Source organism: Legionella sp. PATHC035 (assembly GCF_026191115.1).
GTDB lineage: Bacteria > Pseudomonadota > Gammaproteobacteria > Legionellales > Legionellaceae > Legionella.
The window spans coordinates 899029-916795 of record NZ_JAPHOT010000001.1 but is presented as its reverse complement, the minus strand read 5'-3'; the positions used below and the strand labels follow the sequence as shown (position 1 = coordinate 916795).

Here is a 17767-nt window from a genome sequence, read left to right as displayed (position 1 = left end):
TCACAGTTGGATTTTTTGGGGAGGTTGGGAGCGGGAAGACCCAACTTGTTTATGTGTTGATCGGGGATGGTTTAAAGGATAGTTCAGTTGGAGTTAGAGTCAGATCGACGATTAGATATTAATGAAAAGAAATGACACCCATGCAAGAGTACAACCCCAAGTTAACCACATGGATCGATTATATCTTTGAGTAAAGAAACATACCCATCCGGCAATTAAACTGACTATCAGTTCAATTGGAAACAGCATGAGCATCAATACGGCTAGAGAGCTCAGTATGCCATTACACGAAGATGGAGTATCGCAAGCCATAGGAGCTAGCATAAATCCCACTCCACCTCCTGAAAGTACGAGGACGGCTCCACCCATTACGGTAAATAAAATCAGAAACAGCAAACTAATGCCTTTATTATGTGCGTCATTTGTCATAATTGAATACGTTATAAAATCATGCCCTTTAGCTCAATCTAGCGAATTGTAGACAGATCCCTGGCATTTTTAGAATCTATATTTTGTTTTGTGACATATACTGAATGGCCTGAATGAATGCTTCATCAGAGCAATTTTTCTGAGGGGCATCCACTTCCTTACATAAACCACTATGAGGCATTAGTCCTTTACCCCGCTTCATGCTGTATAATAAATAATCCATAGCGGTTTTATATTCTGTAGGATTTTGTTTCGCCTCCAGCTCTGCGTTTTTAAAACGTACACTCCATGCTTTTTTATCAAAGGCGGCAGGAGCTTTCATTCCAACTGCAAATTCAGCTGCATGACAATTTTGACATGATATCTGATAAGTTGTTTTACCCAAATCTTCAGCAAATGACGCAGTATGAACGGCATACAATAAAATAATCCATAGTTTTTTCATTTTTTTCCCTGTTTGGTTTATTCCTTAAAGCATACTCTAATATCAGAACTACTCAAAATTTCCTTGTTGCCTTTCTCTATTTTTATAATTCACGCACGCTATTTAAAAATAATACTATAATTTATAGCAAAACCTTATTTTTCACCCAATCAATGCTGGAAAGTCCCCAAGGATATTGACCATGAAAGGAACTGAGAAAACAAACGCTTCAACTCGACACCTAAAGATTCAATCTACTTATCCAGCCGAGAGTGCGGCTAAGCCTCAGTACGAAGTATTTAAGAATCAGTTGGATGATTTTTTTTATTATATTAATAAATTATATCAGGCGAATCTTGGTAAGATTACGATGGGAATGAGCCCCGCTGTAATCGGTACTTCTCATTGTGCTTGGCTTTTACAATTAGCCCAATCACCAGGGCATTTGTTGGCACTGGCTTTTTTTCACATCACCCATTCCGATGAATTTCTGACGCATCTGTTGTGTGATAAGCAACCAGCACAAGGGGCTGACGTTCGTTTTCATAAAGAGAATTGGCAATTGATGCCTTGGCGATTTTATGCAGAAGTTTTTCTGCAGAGTGAAGAGTGGTGGCGATATGCGACACGAAAGGTTCCTGGTCTTTCAGGTCGAGCAGAGCGTACGGTTTCGTTTTATATTCGCCAGTTACATGATGCTTTATCGCCCTCCAATTTTGTATTGACCAATCCTGATCTTTTTTATGAAACGATTCGCTCCGGTGGAGTCAATTTGATTCAGGGTACAGAGCTGGCGATTGAACATAGTTTAAGAAGATTAGTCGGTCTACCTCCCCCGGGGGCTGGAAAGTTCAAACCGGGCAAGAATGTTGCAATTACCCCGGGTAAAATCGTGTTTACTAACCATTTGATTGAATTAATTCAATATGAACCCCAAACAGAAACGGTTTTTAAAGAGCCGATACTTATATTACCCGCTTGGATCATGAAATATTACATTTTAGATTTATCTCCTGGAAATTCTCTGGTTAAATGGCTTGTGGGGCAGGGACATACGGTATTCATTATCTCATGGCGTAATCCAGATGAGAAGGATCGGGATTTAGGAATGGATGATTATTATCGCCTTGGTGCAATGGCAGCAATCGATGCCGTGAGTACTATTTTAGCGAATACTAAAATTCATTTAATGGGATATTGCCTGGGCGGAACACTCGCGATGATTACTGCTGCCGCGATGGCACGAAATAAAGATCATCGCCTGAAAACCCTTTCTCTTTTGGCTGCCCAAGGTGATTTTACTAAAGCAGGCGAGTTGATGCTGTTCATTACGGAAAGTGAAATAGCATTTCTCAAAAATATGATGTGGGAAAAAGGTTATCTTGATCCCAAACATATGGCCGGTTCTTTTCAAATGTTAAGGACTTATGATCTCATTTGGTCAAAAATGATTGATGATTACATGACGGGCAAAAAACGGGGGATGATTGATTTACTGGCCTGGAATGCCGATTCAACTCGAATGCCCTATAAAATGCATACAGAATATCTTGAAAAATTGTTTTTGCATAATGATTTTGCTGAGGGACATTTTAAGGTCGAAGAGGAAGTAGTAGCGCCCAGAAATGTTCATTTACCTATTTTCGCAGTAAGCACAGAACATGACCATATTGCTCCTTGGGAATCCGTATATAAAATCCACCTGATGATGCACACGGATATTACCTTTGTGTTGACCAGCGGCGGTCACAACGCAGGAATTGTCAGTGAGCCCAATCATCCCGGACGTTATTATTCTATTCTTGAAAGCAAAAAGAAAATGCCTTATGTAGGACCGAAGAAATGGCTCAGTAAAGCAAAAAGAAGAGAGGGTTCTTGGTGGATTGCATGGCATCATTGGTTGGTAAACAACAGTTCGCAAAGACTTGTTTCACCTCCAGAACTTGACTCTTCGTTACCCCCTGCACCAGGAACTTATGTGCTGCAAAAATAAAGTCACATCAAAAACTTGCAAACAGCTCTTGGTTGTTGGAATGGAGTGTGTTAAATTTGGTTTTTAACACTTTTTATAATGCTCTATGATGAATAAAATTTCAATTGCAACAGCCTGCGTGATCGCATTTATTTCCATCAACACCTTTGCACATACCCCCAACTTCAAGATCAACTTTAAGAAAACCTATTGTGGTAATGTGGAATATTTAGGGAATGCAGGAAACAAACGACCCCATTTACATTGCGGTGAAACCTTTATTTCCTACAAAAAAGCAAATGGTGATCATTTAAATCTCACCGAATTCGGCTCTTGTGGGCGAACCAATTCAGTTTTTGACGATGTTAAGGAGAATAGGAATGCATTTGCAGATTATCAAGGAATATATAGTGCATTAGTTTCTTACCATCAATCGGGCTGCCCTAATCAATTGACTTCCAATTAGCAGGATGGCCAAGACAGTGACCCTCATCAATAATCGCCTAGCTCATTGGTGATGTTTTTGAAAAACTGGATGTCATTGCTGCCTTAGCAGCAATGACATCCAGTGTGACAATATTCTTATTCTTCCAGGCTATAACGGGACCCACTTGGGAGTTGGGTGTAATTTCCTCATAGTCCTTGTTGTGCACCTTCCTTATAGCGAGCAGGCATAAATTTAGGCTGATGGTTAAATATTACTCAAGTAATTCCAGGACTTTCTCGGGAGGGCGACCTATAACTGCTTTGTTTTTGTAAGTGACAATGGGACGTTGCATTAATATGGGTTCTTTCACCATCGCACTTAACACTTGAGTTTCATTATCCAGAGATAATCCCAGTTCTTTAAAAACGTGCTCATCGGTACGAACAAAATCCTTTAGAGCAAAGTGGCTCTTTAATGCGTTTAATTGCTGCAAACTAAGAGGGGTTTTAAGGTATTCAATAATAATCGGTTTAAACCCTTTACTTTGCAGAAGCGCTAGAGTTTGTCGTGATTTGGAGCAACGAGGATTATGATAAAGAGTCATTTCTTGCATATTTTTTTTCTCATGGTTACTGAGATTCGATTTTGCACTATAACATGTTCTCAGCACTTTATCTTTAGCTTTGGCGGTCCGTTTTACAAACTTGGGGCAATTGTTTATTGACTCAATAAAGAATCTCCTTTTTACTTATCCCATGGTTGATTATTGAATCGATTCTTATGCAATATACTATTGTTCCCATCGAAGAAAAACATATTGAGGCTTTTTGGAAGGCTGTAGATAGTGTGGCTCGTGAACGTAAATTTTTAGCTTTTTTAGAAGGGCCTCCCATCAAACTCACTCAAGATTTTGTTTTAGAGCATATTAAAGAGGGGTGGCCTCAAGTGGTCGCGATGCATGAGGATCAGGTGATTGGCTGGTGTGATATCAGCCCGCTTGATCGACCTGTTTTTGCCCATGTTGGTGCTTTGGGGATTGGTGTGCTTGCACCCTATAGAGGACAGGGAATAGGTGAGCAATTATTAAGCACGGCATTGCAAATGGCAAAATTAAAGGGGTTGACGCGGATAGAGCTTACTGTGCGGGAACATAATTACGCGGCAATCTCCTTGTATGAAAAATATGGTTTCGTCAAAGAAGGAGTCCATAAAAATGCGGTCCGTATTGATGGAGTATATGAAAATCATATTTTTATGGCATTACTCTTTGAATAACGATTGCCATTTAATGAGTTTCAGTTACAGGTCGCAAGCCTCAATGCTGTGATTTGACGTACTGTGTTACTCACTACCACGTCATCCCTCGCTAGGCTCGCAATGATGTGAGTCTAATCATCGAGTTTGTCATTATTTAAGGGAAGAGGAATTGGTTTGGTATAGTGTTTATAAATGTTCCACCTTTTCTCCGAAAACTCTTTTGGAGTCGTTTTTAATAAAAGGAACGTTAAAAACTCAGCGCACACTGTGGGAGCTATCAAGGTTTTTTCTTGATATGCTCTCTTAAATTCATCAGCTAATGGAAATAATTCTACAGGACATTCCCGTAAATTTTTTTGCATACCGGTATCTACTTCACCTGGAATAACATCAGTCGCCACTATTCCCTGGGGTAATTCAGCCTGTAAGACCTTCGTCCACATGTTGAATGCCGACTTCGAAATGCAATAAGCGCCAGCTCCTGCAACCGCCTTTTCTCCAGCAACGGAAGTGATATTTAAAATGCGGCCTCCTTGCTTGGAGAACAAGGGAAGCATACTTTGAGTAAGTAACATGGGGGCAATAAGATTGGTTTCAATGATTTTTCTTATATCAGCTGCCGTCGCCTTATGTAATAAGCCCAGCGGGGAAATAATCCCTGCATTATGAATCAAGTAATTGATATTCAATGATTGCATTTCATTGGCAATTCTTTTTAACCCTTCATCAGTAGTAATATCTGCAGGTATGGTTTTGATTTTTTCTGGGTGTTTGTCTTTTAATTGAAGCAACTCCGAATTATTTCTTGCAATCGCAATTACGGTAATGCCTTGAGAGACTAATTCTAAAGTTAATGCATGCCCGATACCACTGCTCGCTCCAGTAATCACTGCAATGTGTGACATTGAATGCTCCATCACTTGATTTGAATGAAAAAATCCTTAATACTTACCTTACAAAACCATAGTCAGATTTCTCATCATCATAGTGTGGATTTAGTTCATTTTTTAAACTGGTCAATTGGGTTTTCAAATCAATCACTATCCTTTTGACATGGGTCAGTGTTTGGTCGTAAAAGCCCTTTCTCGATAAATTATTGATTCGTGTGATTTCATTATCAAAAATCTTAACAACTTTCGTATAAAAATTATCGTTCGTAACATTGGCTTTATTTATAAGACCAATAATCCTATGCTCTCTTGGGACCATATCATCTAAGTCACAAAAACATTTATCTAGAAGCACATCACAAACTTGTACATCCATTTCAGAAATTTCATCCTCTTGAATGGCTTGAATCTTTTTTTCAAACATATCAAGACACTCTATTTGAAAGGATGGGACTTTATTTTGAAGAGAATTTCTTGTTCGATTTAAAATTTTTAATAACATTTCTCTTGAGTTGGGCATGATTTTATACCAATCCATCGGTTAATTTCGTGTGCAAAGCATAACATTGCTGAATGTAATTTTCACTGCGATAAGCAATTGATTTTTTTAGATCGTTTAACGAAGGGGAGTAAGCATCTCATTTAGCGTGTCGTGAAAATAATTTTTAAAAAAAATCTTTTTGTTAATCAATCCTTAAGCTTGCTTGTTTTACACTGATAAAAAGCGAAAAAGGAGACGACCATGTCAAACAAAAAATTAACTGAACGTTTGAACTATGAGCTTGATGAATTGGGTGTTCCTGAATTAATGACAGAGCGTGTTCAAGCATGTTCAAAGATGTTTCAGTTACCCAAGTTTAAAATTGAAGCGCTCCTGCATGGTGTTGTGGCATTCGATGACAACACGAAGCAAAGAATTGCTGATGAACTGGAGGTGAGCACGGATTGGCTGTTTGGAGACGCAGCTAAAGAAAAGACAAGGCACTAAATGAACGGATTAAAAAAGATCCCGTATCGAGCTTGATACGGGGTTTCAGGCTACGCTTCACAAGCTGTAACTAGGTCATTTATCAATCGGCGCGTCACCTCCGCAATTGCTCTTTCCATCGGAGGGGAAAGCGTGTCATCCAGCGTAATTGCATCAATTTCGATTCCATAAAATAAAAGGTTAGCAGGTAGCTCATTCAGAGCACGGGCTAGATGAAGTGTTTGGAGGATGCTGATACCATGGGTCGAGAATCTACTTTCTGAATCGAGGATCGACTCATTTTCAAATCGATGAATGGTACCAATGGCACTCCCTGATTTGACTGCATCAATGATAAAAACAGTATTAAATCCACTCATTAGCTCAATGAGTCGCACACCGGGCCGATCATGGCTTTCAATGAGTAAAAAGGGGGCAAGATGAGGATTTTTTGATAGACTTTGGTGTAACGCGTTGGCTACCTTCCAACCGACCTGATCATCACCAAAAGGAGAACCAATTCCTAGAACTTTGATGATTTTCATTCTCGATTCACTTTAATCGTTAAAAAATGAGTGGAACATGAAATACAGGGATCATAATTGCGAATGATCATTTCACTGTAAGCACGTAGTGAATCCGCATCCTGATCAAGGCCATATTGCATTAAAGAGCGATGTAAGTCCTCCTCTATACGTGCCTGATTTTGACTGGTTGGTGGCACGATACGTGCGGATTTTACTTGTCCTTGCTCATTTAGGTGAATATGTTGCCACAAAGTCCCTCTAGGGGCTTCAGTACACCCAAATCCTATTCCGGCACGTGGTTTCACTTCAGGATGCGATTCTTTGGGAATTGTGTATTGTTCCATGATACGTATCGATTCTAAAACACAAAAATAGATTTCAACGGCGCGTGCAAAAATACTGTGATACATATTTTGGGAGGGAAAGTTTATTTTTAATTCCTGTAAAAGAAGATGGATAGGCGCTGGCAGGTGACCAAAACAATGGTTCACTCGTGCTAGAGGTCCTACCAAGTAAGGCTTATTTTGTAATAAACAATGCAAGGCGGTAGAGTAGGGGACTTGGCTTTCTTTGAAATAGGCATCAAATTCTTCGATGCTGATATTTAATCCATGATTGGAGACCAGTCTGCCTTCATTGAATGGATATTCTGTAGGATGATAAAGTGATACATAGGTAAACTCATGAGAATTATCTGGAAAGGAACGTTCTGCCAGCCAGCGAATTAATGCCTCGCAATCTTCAATGCGTGCTTTTGCCTTTTCCAATAGAGCAGTGATTTGCGGCTGAGAGGGTGCTTTATAAAATCCGCCTACACAAGCGCCCACCGGATGAACCGAACGGCCACCAAATAATTTGATCAAATCATTACCAAACGATTGCAAACGAATGCCCCGTCGTACCTCTTCAGGATAACTTTTTGCCATTTCAGGTGCTGATTTAAACCCCAAAAAATCGGGTAATGCTAAAAAATGAATGTGCATGCTATGACTTTCCAGCCATTCACCGCAGTAAAAGAGGCGGCGCATCTCGCGTACCCAAGGGGAAGGTTGTATACCAAAGCACTGTTCGATTGCTTGGGTTGCGCTCATTTGATAAGCAACAGGACATATTCCACAGATCCGTGCTACAAGATCCAGAACCTCAGCATAACTTCTCCCTTCGAGAAATTTTTCAAACAATCTTGGCGGTTCATAAATTTTTAATTGGAGTTTGCTGATTTTACTGTGACGAATGTGCAGTTCAAGTGCTCCTTCACCTTCAACGCGCGCCAAAATAGGAACATTAATGGAAATGGTATTACTCATTGCTGATTTTAATTCCCTTAAAATAAGCTCCTGCCTGGTTAAATGCAGGAGCTTGATTATTAATATGCAAAAATTTTTGCGCAATGGCTTCCTTAGATAAGCCCAGTTGCTCAAACCAGTTACCCAAAGAGTGGGGATTTGGATTTTCTTTTGGGCCATAGCACGCATAACATCCTCGTCCTACTGAGGGACAAAGAGAACCGCATCCTAATTGGGTTACAGGGCCCATACAGGGTTGTTTTTTGGTAACTAAAACACAAACATTCCCTTTGCGTTTGCATTCCATACATTCAGAGTCGTGTTTGATCCGTGGTGTCGTATTGGATAATAAAAAACGAATTGCTTCTAATACTTGATTGCTGTTTACCGGGCAGCCCCATAACTCCCAATCCACTTTTACATGATGTGAAATGGGCGTGGAAGTGCTTAAGCTTTGAATGTATTTTGGTGAGGCATAAATACTGCTGACCCATTCTTTGGAATCCGCAAAATGACGTAGAGCCTGAACGCCTCCTGCGGTAGCACAAGCACCAATGGTAATGATGAATTGACTGTGTTCACGAATTTTTTTAATACGTAGTGCTTCCTCTGGAGTAGAAATGCTGCCTTCAACAAAGGCAATATCTACTTTTGCTTCAAGATCGACTGCTCCAGCTTCCGAAAAATGAACCATATCCACTAATTCAGAGAGAGTGAGTAAGGCCTCTCCGGCATTTAAAAAGGCCAATTGGCATCCATCGCAGGATGTAAATTTATGTACCGCTACTCGTGGTTTCATCATCGCTAAAACCCTGGTTCATTAAATAATTCTTTGATTTCTGAATAGGCAAATACAGGGCCATCTTTACAAATAAAAACCCCTCCATATTGGCAATGGCCGCATTGCCCGATACCACACTCCATGTTTCGTTCCATGCTTAGATAAATATCATGTTCTGAAATTCCTCGTTGTGTGAGTATCTTGACTGCATTATTCATCATCATTTCCGGTCCACACATCATCACGAGGGTATTTACTGGATTTAGATTAAGTTGATTAATCATATCCGTAACATAACCTACAGCCCAGGGCCATTTAGGTCCGGCTTGATCTGCAGCGATATGAATTACAGTATTGGGTGATTTTTGCCAAATTGCATACTGTTTTCTAAAAATAAAATCATCGCTGTGCTTCACGCCTTGCAGGATGCTTAAATGGCCGTATTGTTCTCGGCGGGCCAAAATGTATTCAATAATGGAAACCGAGGGAGCACAACCTAGTCCCCCTGTGAGTACCACAACATCTTTGCCTTCGGCTTGAGCAAGTGGCCAACCTCGTCCATAAGGTCCTCGCACTCCTATTCGATCTCCGGGTTGAAGTTTTTGTAATGCTTTGGTCACTCTGCCAATAGCGCGAATGGTATGCGTTAAACTATTCTTTTTTTCGGGATCAGAGACAATGGAAATTGCGACTTCCCCGACGCCATACAGATAGAGCATATTGAATTGACCTGGGTAAAAGAGAAATCCTTCCTGATGTAATGGGTCAAGAAAACGCAAATGCAAGGTAAAAATTGAAGCAGATTCCTCCCTTTTTTCGACAATGACCGCTTCAAGTGGAACATAGGGATCGGGAATGAGTTTAGTCACTTTCTTTAATCCTTATATTGGATTCACCAGAAATCGCTGCGAGTTCTTCGGTAATATCAATACCAACAGGACACCAGGTAACACAACGGCCGCAACCTACACAACCACTGGTATCAAACTGATCAAACCAACTACCTACCTTATGAGTCAACCATTGTCTGTAGCGTTTATGGGTATCGTCACGAATGACTTTACCGCTTAAATAGCTATGGCCTGCGGTAAAACAAGAGTCCCATTCGCGCTGATGTTCGCTGCTTGTGCCATCTAAACTGGGCTTTTCTACCTCACTATGACAAAAACAGGTAGGGCACACTGAGGTGCAATTACCACATGATAAACATCTTTCTGCTACATCGTCCCATCTTGGGTGATTTAAATTGGCAAATAATAAATCCCGTAAACCCTGCTTATTCTCTAAGGGAATTCTTTTAGTTTGCATTGCTGCCGCGTGTTCCACATGGTGACTGGCTGTTTTACATTGTTCGGCTTTCGCTTTGGGTAAATGTAAATTGGCAATTATTGCTTGGCCTCGTTCACTGCCAGTTTGGATCACGAATCCATCATCGATTTCAGTCATTAGAATATCAAAAGGATTTCTGACTTCAGGTCCAGTTCCTGCGGAAACACAAAAACAATTATTTGAAGAGTATGAACAATTGACCGCAATAATCAATAACTGCTCACGACGCTTTTTATAACGAGGATCGGGATGTGCGCTCTCAATAAACACTTTATCTTGAATACTCATTGCCGCTAAATCACAAGAACGAGCGCCAATAATCGCAATCGGTTGTTCTTCTGCTTGATGTGGTTGAAAAATTAATTTTCCCTCCTGGTTACGTTCTACTCTCCATACGGTTTCTTGGGGCTTGAATAGAAGCGGTTTAATTGATTGCGGACCATTTGCAAAGGCAAATGCTTTATGTTCCTTAATTTCTTCTAATTGATAACTACCCGGGCTTTGGTGTTCACGGATGCCCCAAGGTAATTGATCGGCATGATGTAACACATCATAAACAATCGCTCCATCGCGAACTTGAGGGCCTACACAGGAGTATCCTGCATCGCGCAGTGTGTCCAAAAACTTCTGCAATTTCAAATAAGGCATGAAATAGCTTATTTTATTTGCTGTCATAAAATTCCTTTAACCTGGGTGCAGCATAATGTCACTGCCGTTAAATCGAAGAGATCCCTTCTGCCACTTCGGGGAGAGGGTTGGGGGTGAGGGCTCATTTAATCGCAAGTAATCCTCATCCGCCCTCAAGAGCCCCTTTTCCTCTAGGAGAGAAGGGATATTCCCTACACTAATTAACATTAACAAATTCGTGGTAATTGTTCACCCGCTAACCAATCGACAATTCTCATGCCTCCAAGTTTTGTTTTAAGCTGCACAAAATGGTGCGGATCTTCAATCACTTCCCCTATGATTTCAGTATGCACTCCCAGAGGATGTGCTCGCATTACTGCTAATAATCTATCGGCATCATGGGCAGCGCAAACGGCAACTAATTTCCCTTCATTGGCGACATACAAGGCATCAAGCCCTAATAACTCGCATGCACCGGCAACTTCTGTGCGAATAGGGATTTTATTTTCCTCAATCATAAATCCAACTTTCGATTGTATCGCCAATTCATTTAGTGTGGTTGCCAGACCCCCGCGTGTAGGATCACGTAAACAATGAATGTCAGGTACTGCATCAATCATGCAGGAGACCAAATCATGAAGTGAGGCACTATCGGAGTGAATTTCGGTTTGAAATTGCAAGTTATTTCGATGGGCCATAATCGCAACTCCATGATCACCAATAAACCCGTTAAGCAATACCCGATCACCTGGTTTGGCTTTGTCTCCGGAAATATGAACTCCCTCAGGAACTATGCCTATTCCCGTAGTGGTAATAAATACACCGTCTCCTTTTCCTCGTTCGACTACTTTTGTATCGCCTGTAATGATGGCAACATTCGCTTGTTGCGCTGCGACAGCCATCGCTTCGACGATCTTTTGTAAGTCCGCTAATGGAAATCCTTCTTCGAGGATAAAACTGGCAGATAAGTACAAGGGTTTGGCGCCAGACATCACCACGTCGTTTACTGTTCCATGCACCGATAAAGAGCCAATATTGCCCCCCGGGAAAAATAAAGGAGAAATGACATGGGCATCTGTTGTCATGACCATTCGACCTGCCGATATTGAAAAACAGGCTTGATCATTTCTTGCAGCAAGCCACTGATTATCGAAAGCCGCTAAAAACATTTGCTCAATTAATTGAGTCATTGCACGTCCACCGCTCCCATGAGTTAAATTAATCACTCCTTCTCGAACATTGAGTTTCGGTGTTTTTGGTGTATTCGTTATGATTGCTTCAGTCATCCATTCATCCGTCCATAAGCATATACTGCGGCACATGCACCTTCCGAAGACACCATACAGGATCCCAGTGGATTCTCTGGGGCACATACTTTGGCAAATAATTTACATTCCTTGGGTTTTTTTACGCCGCGAAGTACGTCACCACAAATACACTGTTTGTGTTCTTGAGAGACAAAATCAGGGATATGATAACGTTGCTCCGCATCGAACTCAGCGTATTCTGCTCTGATTTTTAAAGCACTTTGAGGTATAAATCCTAAACCGCGCCACTCAAATTGATCACGTAATTCAAATACGTCAGCCATTATTTGTTGCGACAGTAAATTTCCTTCACGATTTACCGCACGAGTATATTGAATTTCTACCTCACACCTTTTTTCATTGATTTGTTGAATTAACATTAAAATGGAGTGCAGTAAATCCAGAGGTTCAAAGCCGGAAATCACGATGGGTTTATTGTATTTTTTGCACACTGATTCATAAGATTGACTGCCAATGATAATGCTGACATGAGCTGGGCCAACGAATCCATCGAGTGTGACGTCATTCGATTGCAGCAGATGATCCATTGGGACCGGTGTTAAAACATGATTACAAAAAACGCTAAAATTTTTGAGGTTCAATTGTCGCGCTTGCTGGATAATAACGGCTGTGGGGGGCGTTGTAGTTTCAAAGCCGATCGCAAAAAACACGATTTCCTTTTGCGGATTTTCTTTGGCAATTTTAAGTGCATCACTTGCCGAATAGATCATCCGCACATCAGCTCCCGTTGCCTTGGCGTGTAGTAGATTTTTTTGTCCTGAACCCGGGACTCGCAACATGTCTGCATAACTGCAGAGAATAACATGGGGTAATGATGCCAATGCCATGGCTTTGTCTGTGATTGCTATGGGTAATATGCAGACCGGACATCCTGGGCCATGGATCAGTTCCACATTTTTGGGAAGTAAACTGGGTATCCCATACCGATGAATGGCGTGGGTATGCCCCCCGCAAAACTCCATAAACTGATAATGTCGATCCGGATCAACGTGTGCAGCAATTGCTTTGGCCAATGCTTTTGCAAAATCGGCATTCCTGAATTCTTCGATATATTTCATAAGGATTCATCCTTCGCCATTTGCGCAAATAAATTTAAAGTGTTCTGAGCTTCCTGCTCATCGAGCCGTGTTAAAGCGTAGCCAACATGAATAATGACATAATCTCCTAGAACGACTTTGTCTAATAATGCAGTTGAGATTTCTTTAGTGATGCCACCTATATTCACTAGAACTTTGTCATCATCAAGAATTTGAGTAATTCGTGCAGGTAACGCCAAACACATAATTTATCCTTTTTTTATAATATCTTAACCTTCATCTTCCCGGTGGGCAGCTTCTCCCCAAGCTTCGTCATCCCGAGCGTTGCCAGGGCTCCCTTGCTGTGGCAGCGTGTTTCCGATGGAGATCCCTGGCTACGTTCGAGATGACGAGGATAAAGGAAAGGGAAAAGCTCTTAGAGCCCTGTTCGGGTTATAAATTCCCAGCAATCCACGCTTGTCCGAGGGAAATTCCTCCATCATTGGGTGGAAGAACACGTGGTAAAAAAGAGGTGATATCTGATTCACTTAACGTGGTGATTAATCCTTCGGCTAATATTGGATTTAAAAAACAACCTCCGCTTAATATTACCACATCAATTTTTCTTTCTCGACAGATTCCCTTAATCCATGCTGCAAGACCAGCAATGAGTGTTCCATGAAAAAGATTCGCACCAGTTCTCGGCTCACATCGATTAGCTAATACGTTTAGGGTAGGCATCATATCAAAAAATCCCTCGTTTATTTGCCATCCATTGGTGAGTATTTGTACTTGAGTGACCATGCTTTCTAAACGCATTGCAGCCTGACCTTCATAGTGCGAAATCAATTGAATTCCCAATAACGCACTTACTGCATCAAACAAGCGGCCACAACTGCTTGTGCTCGGGCTATTTATTCTTTTATTCAGCAGTTGATGGATAATGTGCGCTTGGGGATGATTTGAAAATCGTTCGCTTATTTCATCGCTGCGGCCTAAATGATGCAAAACGCTGGCTGCCATTCGCCAGGGCTCCCGTGCTGCAATTTCTCCACCGGGTTGTAAAAGAGGTAAAAAAGATCCCAACCGAGTACAGGTTGAATGTTCTAATAGAAAAAGTTCTCCCCCCCAAGCTTCACCATGGATACCGTATCCATAACCATCAAGCGCAAGTCCTAAGGCCTTTTGTTTCACCCCGTACTCGGCTATGACTGAGGCTAAATGCGCATGATGATGTTGAATAGCAAACGTAGGAACTCCATAATGTTGGGCAAAATGGGTGGTATAAAAATCAGGGTGTAAATCATGAGCAATTCGTTCTGGGGTTACATCGAGAAAACGCAGCAAATGCTTTAATGATTCATGAAAGAACTCAATAGTTGCTTTATTGTTTAAACTGCCAATATGTTGAGAAACAAATGCTTCATCACCACGAGTAATACAGAAGGTATTTTTTAAATGTCCGCCTACTGCCAAAGTGGGTGGAATTTCATGCGAGAGCTGGATGGGAGTTGGAACAAAACCTCGAGAACGACGAATAAATAAAGGCCCATGACTTACTACGCGAAGCACCGAGTCATCGGCACGAGTGATAATTCGGCGGTTATAGGAAATTATTTTATCGGCGATGTGATTGAGTTGCTGCTCGGCACTATCGTCTTCAATAATGAGGGGGTCGCCGCCTAAGTTGGCACTGGTAATTACTAATATGGCATTGTGATACTCATTCAACCATGCACAACCGTTTTTATTTCCAGCAAGAGCATTGAACAGTAAATAATGTAATGGAGTATATGGAAGCATAATTCCCAAGGTATTCAATCCTGGAGCAATTGCAGGACTGTACGTATTCAATACATCATTTTTTTTCAGTAATACAATGGGACGCGCAATACTCTCTAATAAATCACGTTCTTGCTGATTCATTGTGACAAGCCGTTCCGCACTCAAGCTGTTGGCGACCATGAGGGCAAAAGGTTTCTCGTCCCGGTGCTTTCTGATGCGCAGCTTGGCTACTGCTTCTTCATTACGCGCATCACAAATGAGTTGATATCCGCCTAAACCTTTGAGGGCAATGATGTCGCCTTGTGTAATACATTGGGCAATCGCCTCCACGGGTAATGAAAGTTGAGGACCACAATGCATACAGGCTGTCGGTTGGGCATGGTAGCGTCGGTTTTCAGGATTGTTGTAATCTGCTTGGCAATCCCGACATAAAGGAAACAAATCCATCGAGGTTTGATGGCGATCATAGGGAAGATTTCGCGTGATGGTGAACCGGGGGCCGCAATGCGTACAATTCAAGAAAGGGTAGCGGAAATAGCGACTTTGAGGATCAAACAGTTCCTCTAAGCATTGGGTGCAAATGCTCGCATCAGGACTAATAAGCGTATTGACTTTACCTTTTTGACTTTCAATAATTTCAAAGACTTTTTCATTGTGTTTTAAGGGAATCGTTTCAGATTGAATATGATTTACTTTAGCAAGCGGGGGGAGATTTTCTTGTAAATGAGCAATAAATTGATAGACCAATCCCCCTTGTACTTCAATCAATACGCCCTCAGCATTGTTTTGGATCCAACCTGTGAGCGCAAGTTGTTTGGCGATTCGATACACACAGGGTCTAAAGCCAACACCTTGGACTTGTCCTTGAATGATTATTCTTAAACGGTCCATTGATTCCCACGGGTATCCATTTGTTTGTTCCTGAGCCATTCGTACCAGGCTTCTAAACCATTGCCATTCACCGTTGAGAGGGTTATTGTCTCAATGGAGGGCTTAATTCGACGGGCGTACTCAATACATTGGTCCAGATCAAAATTCACATAAGGCAGTAAGTCCATTTTTGTGATGAGCATTAAGTCGGCACAACGGAACATATCGGGATATTTTAGTGGTTTATTGTCGCCTTCGGTCACTGAAAGAATAACCACTTTAAATTGTTCTCCCAAGTCAAATAAAGCAGGACAAACAAGATTGCCTATATTTTCAATAAACAAGAGTGAATTTTCTTTTAAAGGGAGATCTTCTAAGGCATGGCCCACCATATGCGCATCCAAATGACACACTTTTCCTGTATTGATTTGTAAGGCATTACCCCCACTGGCTTTAATTAATTCTGCGTCATGATTGGTTTGCTGATCACCAACCACAACGGCAATATCGACTTCATTTTTTAAATCCAGAATGGTTTTTGCTAAAAGGGTTGTTTTACCAGAACCTGGGCTTGACATAATATTCAAGGCCAAAACAGTTTTAGCGGTTAAAAAATTTTTATTGGCGCGAGCAAATTGTTGGTTCTTGGCTAAAATATTTTGCTCCACCTGGATTAGATGTTCATCATGGCTGTGATGCATCGATTCATGATGATGTTCATGATGCTCCATTTCATTATGTTCTTCAGTACAGCCGCATATTCCACACATTTTTATTCAACCACCATTGATTTAATTTGTAATTCTTCACCTTGAATGACCTTTAATGCATGACTTCCACAAATTTGGCAAGCATCGTAAAAGTGTTTCAAAGGACTTCGTTTTTGACACGATTCGCAAAGTGCTTCACCTGGAATCTCGATGATATCAAGTTCTGCATGCTCCGCGATGGTTCCTTCTGTAATCACGTTGAAACCAAAAGTCAGGGCGTCTTTCTCAATTGCTGCAAGCTGGCCAATCTCTAAAATGATTTTTTTTACACGAGTACACTGTGTTGCAGCTGCTTTTTGCTTAATAATTTCAAGAATACTTTTACATACCCACAATTCATGCATTGAACGACTCTAATGATACATTTTGATAAAATTAATCATACCAATAATCAGACTAAATGACGCAATCATAAAGCCGGCCAGACGCGAAAGTAAAAGAGATACTGAATCGGCACGTTGGATTAAAGTGGAAACAAGTAATCCATTCAATCCGTCTGAAACCATCATCCCAAACATAAAAATGAGGCCAAGCATCCCTGAGAATAACCATCCTGCCATCGCCCGAGCAGAAAGGGAAAATAAGACCACTTGACTTACGGTATCAAAGGACAGGGCAAAGAGGGCACCAATCAATACGATAATAAAAGGGTTAGCCTGCCTGCCGATTAATTTTTTTGAGAAATAGTTTTTGAAACTGGTTGGAAAAGGCGATTGGGCTGGATCTCGGAAAATATTCCAAAGATTGAGTAATCCAAAAATCAATAAAAAGGTAATGGATATACCATTGCCAAGCCCATCGAGCCATTTGGGAACGAGTACAGGCTTAACCCCATTGCCAATAATTAAGCTGATTAAAATGACCACTAAACCATGTCCGAAGGAAAATAAAAATCCTACAAATTTTGCTAGAGTGCGACGGCCACTGACTATTCGCGCGACGGAATCTATGGTTGCCAGATGATCCAAATCAAAACCATGGCGGATACCTAGCAAAAAGGCCATTGCGATTAAAAATAATTGGGTATTTTCCATGGTGTATTCTCTAGTTTGCTACTTCGAAATAAAAAAAATCCCTTCTCC

The 17767-nt window shown here is 41.1% G+C and carries 21 protein-coding genes; 4 read left to right on the top strand and 17 right to left on the bottom strand.

Going from position 1 to position 17767, the window contains the following annotated elements:
• Nucleotides 1–111 precede the first annotated feature (111 nt).
• Complete coding sequence (locus OQJ13_RS04085; protein ID WP_028379932.1) at nt 112–429, bottom strand: hypothetical protein; 318 nt, start codon at nt 427–429, stop codon at nt 112–114.
• A 76-nt stretch (nt 430–505) separates the two neighbouring features.
• Nucleotides 506–874 carry a c-type cytochrome gene (locus OQJ13_RS04080; RefSeq protein ID WP_265709368.1) on the bottom strand — a complete coding sequence of 123 codons (369 nt, stop codon included), beginning with the start codon at nt 872–874 and terminating at the stop codon, nt 506–508.
• 181 nt (nt 875–1055) lie between these two features.
• On the opposite strand from OQJ13_RS04080, the gene OQJ13_RS04075 reads away from it, so the two are divergent.
• Nucleotides 1056–2846, top strand: coding sequence for a PHA/PHB synthase family protein (locus tag OQJ13_RS04075; RefSeq protein WP_265709366.1), 1791 nt, complete (start codon nt 1056–1058; stop codon nt 2844–2846).
• Between the two features lie 85 nt (nt 2847–2931).
• Entirely contained in the window at nt 2932–3291 is a 360-nt protein-coding gene (locus OQJ13_RS04070) for a hypothetical protein (RefSeq protein ID WP_265709364.1), read from the top strand.
• Between the two features lie 232 nt (nt 3292–3523).
• On the opposite strand, the gene arsC is transcribed toward OQJ13_RS04070, so the two are convergent.
• Nucleotides 3524–3865, bottom strand: a complete 342-nt coding sequence (gene arsC, locus OQJ13_RS04065; RefSeq protein WP_265709362.1) for an arsenate reductase (glutaredoxin) — start codon at nt 3863–3865, stop codon at nt 3524–3526.
• 167 nt (nt 3866–4032) lie between these two features.
• On the opposite strand from arsC, the gene OQJ13_RS04060 reads away from it, so the two are divergent.
• The gene (locus OQJ13_RS04060) at nt 4033–4527 is read left to right on the top strand and encodes a GNAT family N-acetyltransferase (protein ID WP_265709359.1); all 495 of its coding nucleotides are present in this window, start codon (nt 4033–4035) and stop codon (nt 4525–4527) included.
• Between the two features lie 113 nt (nt 4528–4640).
• On the opposite strand, the gene OQJ13_RS04055 is transcribed toward OQJ13_RS04060, so the two are convergent.
• Nucleotides 4641–5414 (bottom strand): SDR family NAD(P)-dependent oxidoreductase, encoded by a 774-nt coding sequence (locus OQJ13_RS04055; RefSeq protein WP_265709357.1) that lies wholly within the window; start codon nt 5412–5414, stop codon nt 4641–4643.
• Nucleotides 5415–5457: 43 nt separating this feature from the next.
• Nucleotides 5458–5937, bottom strand: a complete 480-nt coding sequence (locus tag OQJ13_RS04050; protein WP_265709356.1) for a hypothetical protein — start codon at nt 5935–5937, stop codon at nt 5458–5460.
• 204 nt (nt 5938–6141) lie between these two features.
• Between OQJ13_RS04050 and OQJ13_RS04045 the strand changes: the two genes are divergently transcribed.
• Entirely contained in the window at nt 6142–6387 is a 246-nt protein-coding gene (locus OQJ13_RS04045) for a hypothetical protein (protein ID WP_265709355.1), read from the top strand.
• A gap of 50 nt (nt 6388–6437) precedes the next feature.
• Here the strand turns inward: OQJ13_RS04045 and OQJ13_RS04040 are convergent, their stop codons facing one another.
• From OQJ13_RS04040 to OQJ13_RS03985, 12 genes are all read right to left on the bottom strand, one after another.
• Nucleotides 6438–6911 (bottom strand): hydrogenase maturation protease, encoded by a 474-nt coding sequence (locus OQJ13_RS04040; protein WP_265709354.1) that lies wholly within the window; start codon nt 6909–6911, stop codon nt 6438–6440.
• On the bottom strand, nt 6908–8200 hold the full coding sequence (locus OQJ13_RS04035) for a Ni/Fe hydrogenase subunit alpha (protein ID WP_265709352.1): 1293 nt from the start codon (nt 8198–8200) through the stop codon (nt 6908–6910). Before OQJ13_RS04035 ends, OQJ13_RS04040 begins: the two co-directional genes overlap by 4 nt.
• Complete coding sequence (locus OQJ13_RS04030) at nt 8193–8978, bottom strand: sulfhydrogenase subunit delta (protein WP_322783753.1); 786 nt, start codon at nt 8976–8978, stop codon at nt 8193–8195. The genes OQJ13_RS04035 and OQJ13_RS04030 overlap by 8 nt, the downstream gene beginning before the upstream one ends.
• Nucleotides 8979–8983: 5 nt before the next feature.
• Nucleotides 8984–9829 (bottom strand): FAD/NAD(P)-binding protein, encoded by an 846-nt coding sequence (locus tag OQJ13_RS04025; RefSeq protein ID WP_265709349.1) that lies wholly within the window; start codon nt 9827–9829, stop codon nt 8984–8986.
• Nucleotides 9822–10964: a 4Fe-4S dicluster domain-containing protein gene (locus OQJ13_RS04020; protein WP_265709348.1), complete on the bottom strand. Its 1143-nt coding sequence runs from the start codon at nt 10962–10964 to the stop codon at nt 9822–9824. The genes OQJ13_RS04025 and OQJ13_RS04020 overlap by 8 nt, the downstream gene beginning before the upstream one ends.
• A gap of 179 nt (nt 10965–11143) precedes the next feature.
• The gene (hypE, locus tag OQJ13_RS04015) at nt 11144–12202 is read right to left on the bottom strand and encodes a hydrogenase expression/formation protein HypE (RefSeq protein ID WP_265709346.1); all 1059 of its coding nucleotides are present in this window, start codon (nt 12200–12202) and stop codon (nt 11144–11146) included.
• Nucleotides 12199–13302: a hydrogenase formation protein HypD gene (hypD, locus tag OQJ13_RS04010; protein ID WP_265709345.1), complete on the bottom strand. Its 1104-nt coding sequence runs from the start codon at nt 13300–13302 to the stop codon at nt 12199–12201. Before hypD ends, hypE begins: the two co-directional genes overlap by 4 nt.
• The gene (locus OQJ13_RS04005) at nt 13299–13526 is read right to left on the bottom strand and encodes a HypC/HybG/HupF family hydrogenase formation chaperone (protein ID WP_265709343.1); all 228 of its coding nucleotides are present in this window, start codon (nt 13524–13526) and stop codon (nt 13299–13301) included. Before OQJ13_RS04005 ends, hypD begins: the two co-directional genes overlap by 4 nt.
• 187 nt (nt 13527–13713) lie before the next feature.
• Nucleotides 13714–15936 carry a carbamoyltransferase HypF gene (gene hypF / locus OQJ13_RS04000; protein ID WP_265709342.1) on the bottom strand — a complete coding sequence of 741 codons (2223 nt, stop codon included), beginning with the start codon at nt 15934–15936 and terminating at the stop codon, nt 13714–13716.
• On the bottom strand, nt 15924–16685 hold the full coding sequence (hypB, locus tag OQJ13_RS03995; protein ID WP_265709341.1) for a hydrogenase nickel incorporation protein HypB: 762 nt from the start codon (nt 16683–16685) through the stop codon (nt 15924–15926). The genes hypF and hypB overlap by 13 nt, the downstream gene beginning before the upstream one ends.
• A gap of 2 nt (nt 16686–16687) precedes the next feature.
• Nucleotides 16688–17029, bottom strand: coding sequence for a hydrogenase maturation nickel metallochaperone HypA (gene hypA / locus OQJ13_RS03990; RefSeq protein ID WP_265709339.1), 342 nt, complete (start codon nt 17027–17029; stop codon nt 16688–16690).
• Nucleotides 17030–17038: 9 nt separating this feature from the next.
• Complete coding sequence (locus OQJ13_RS03985) at nt 17039–17719, bottom strand: DNA repair protein (protein WP_265709337.1); 681 nt, start codon at nt 17717–17719, stop codon at nt 17039–17041.
• Between the last annotated feature and the right edge of the window lie 48 nt (nt 17720–17767).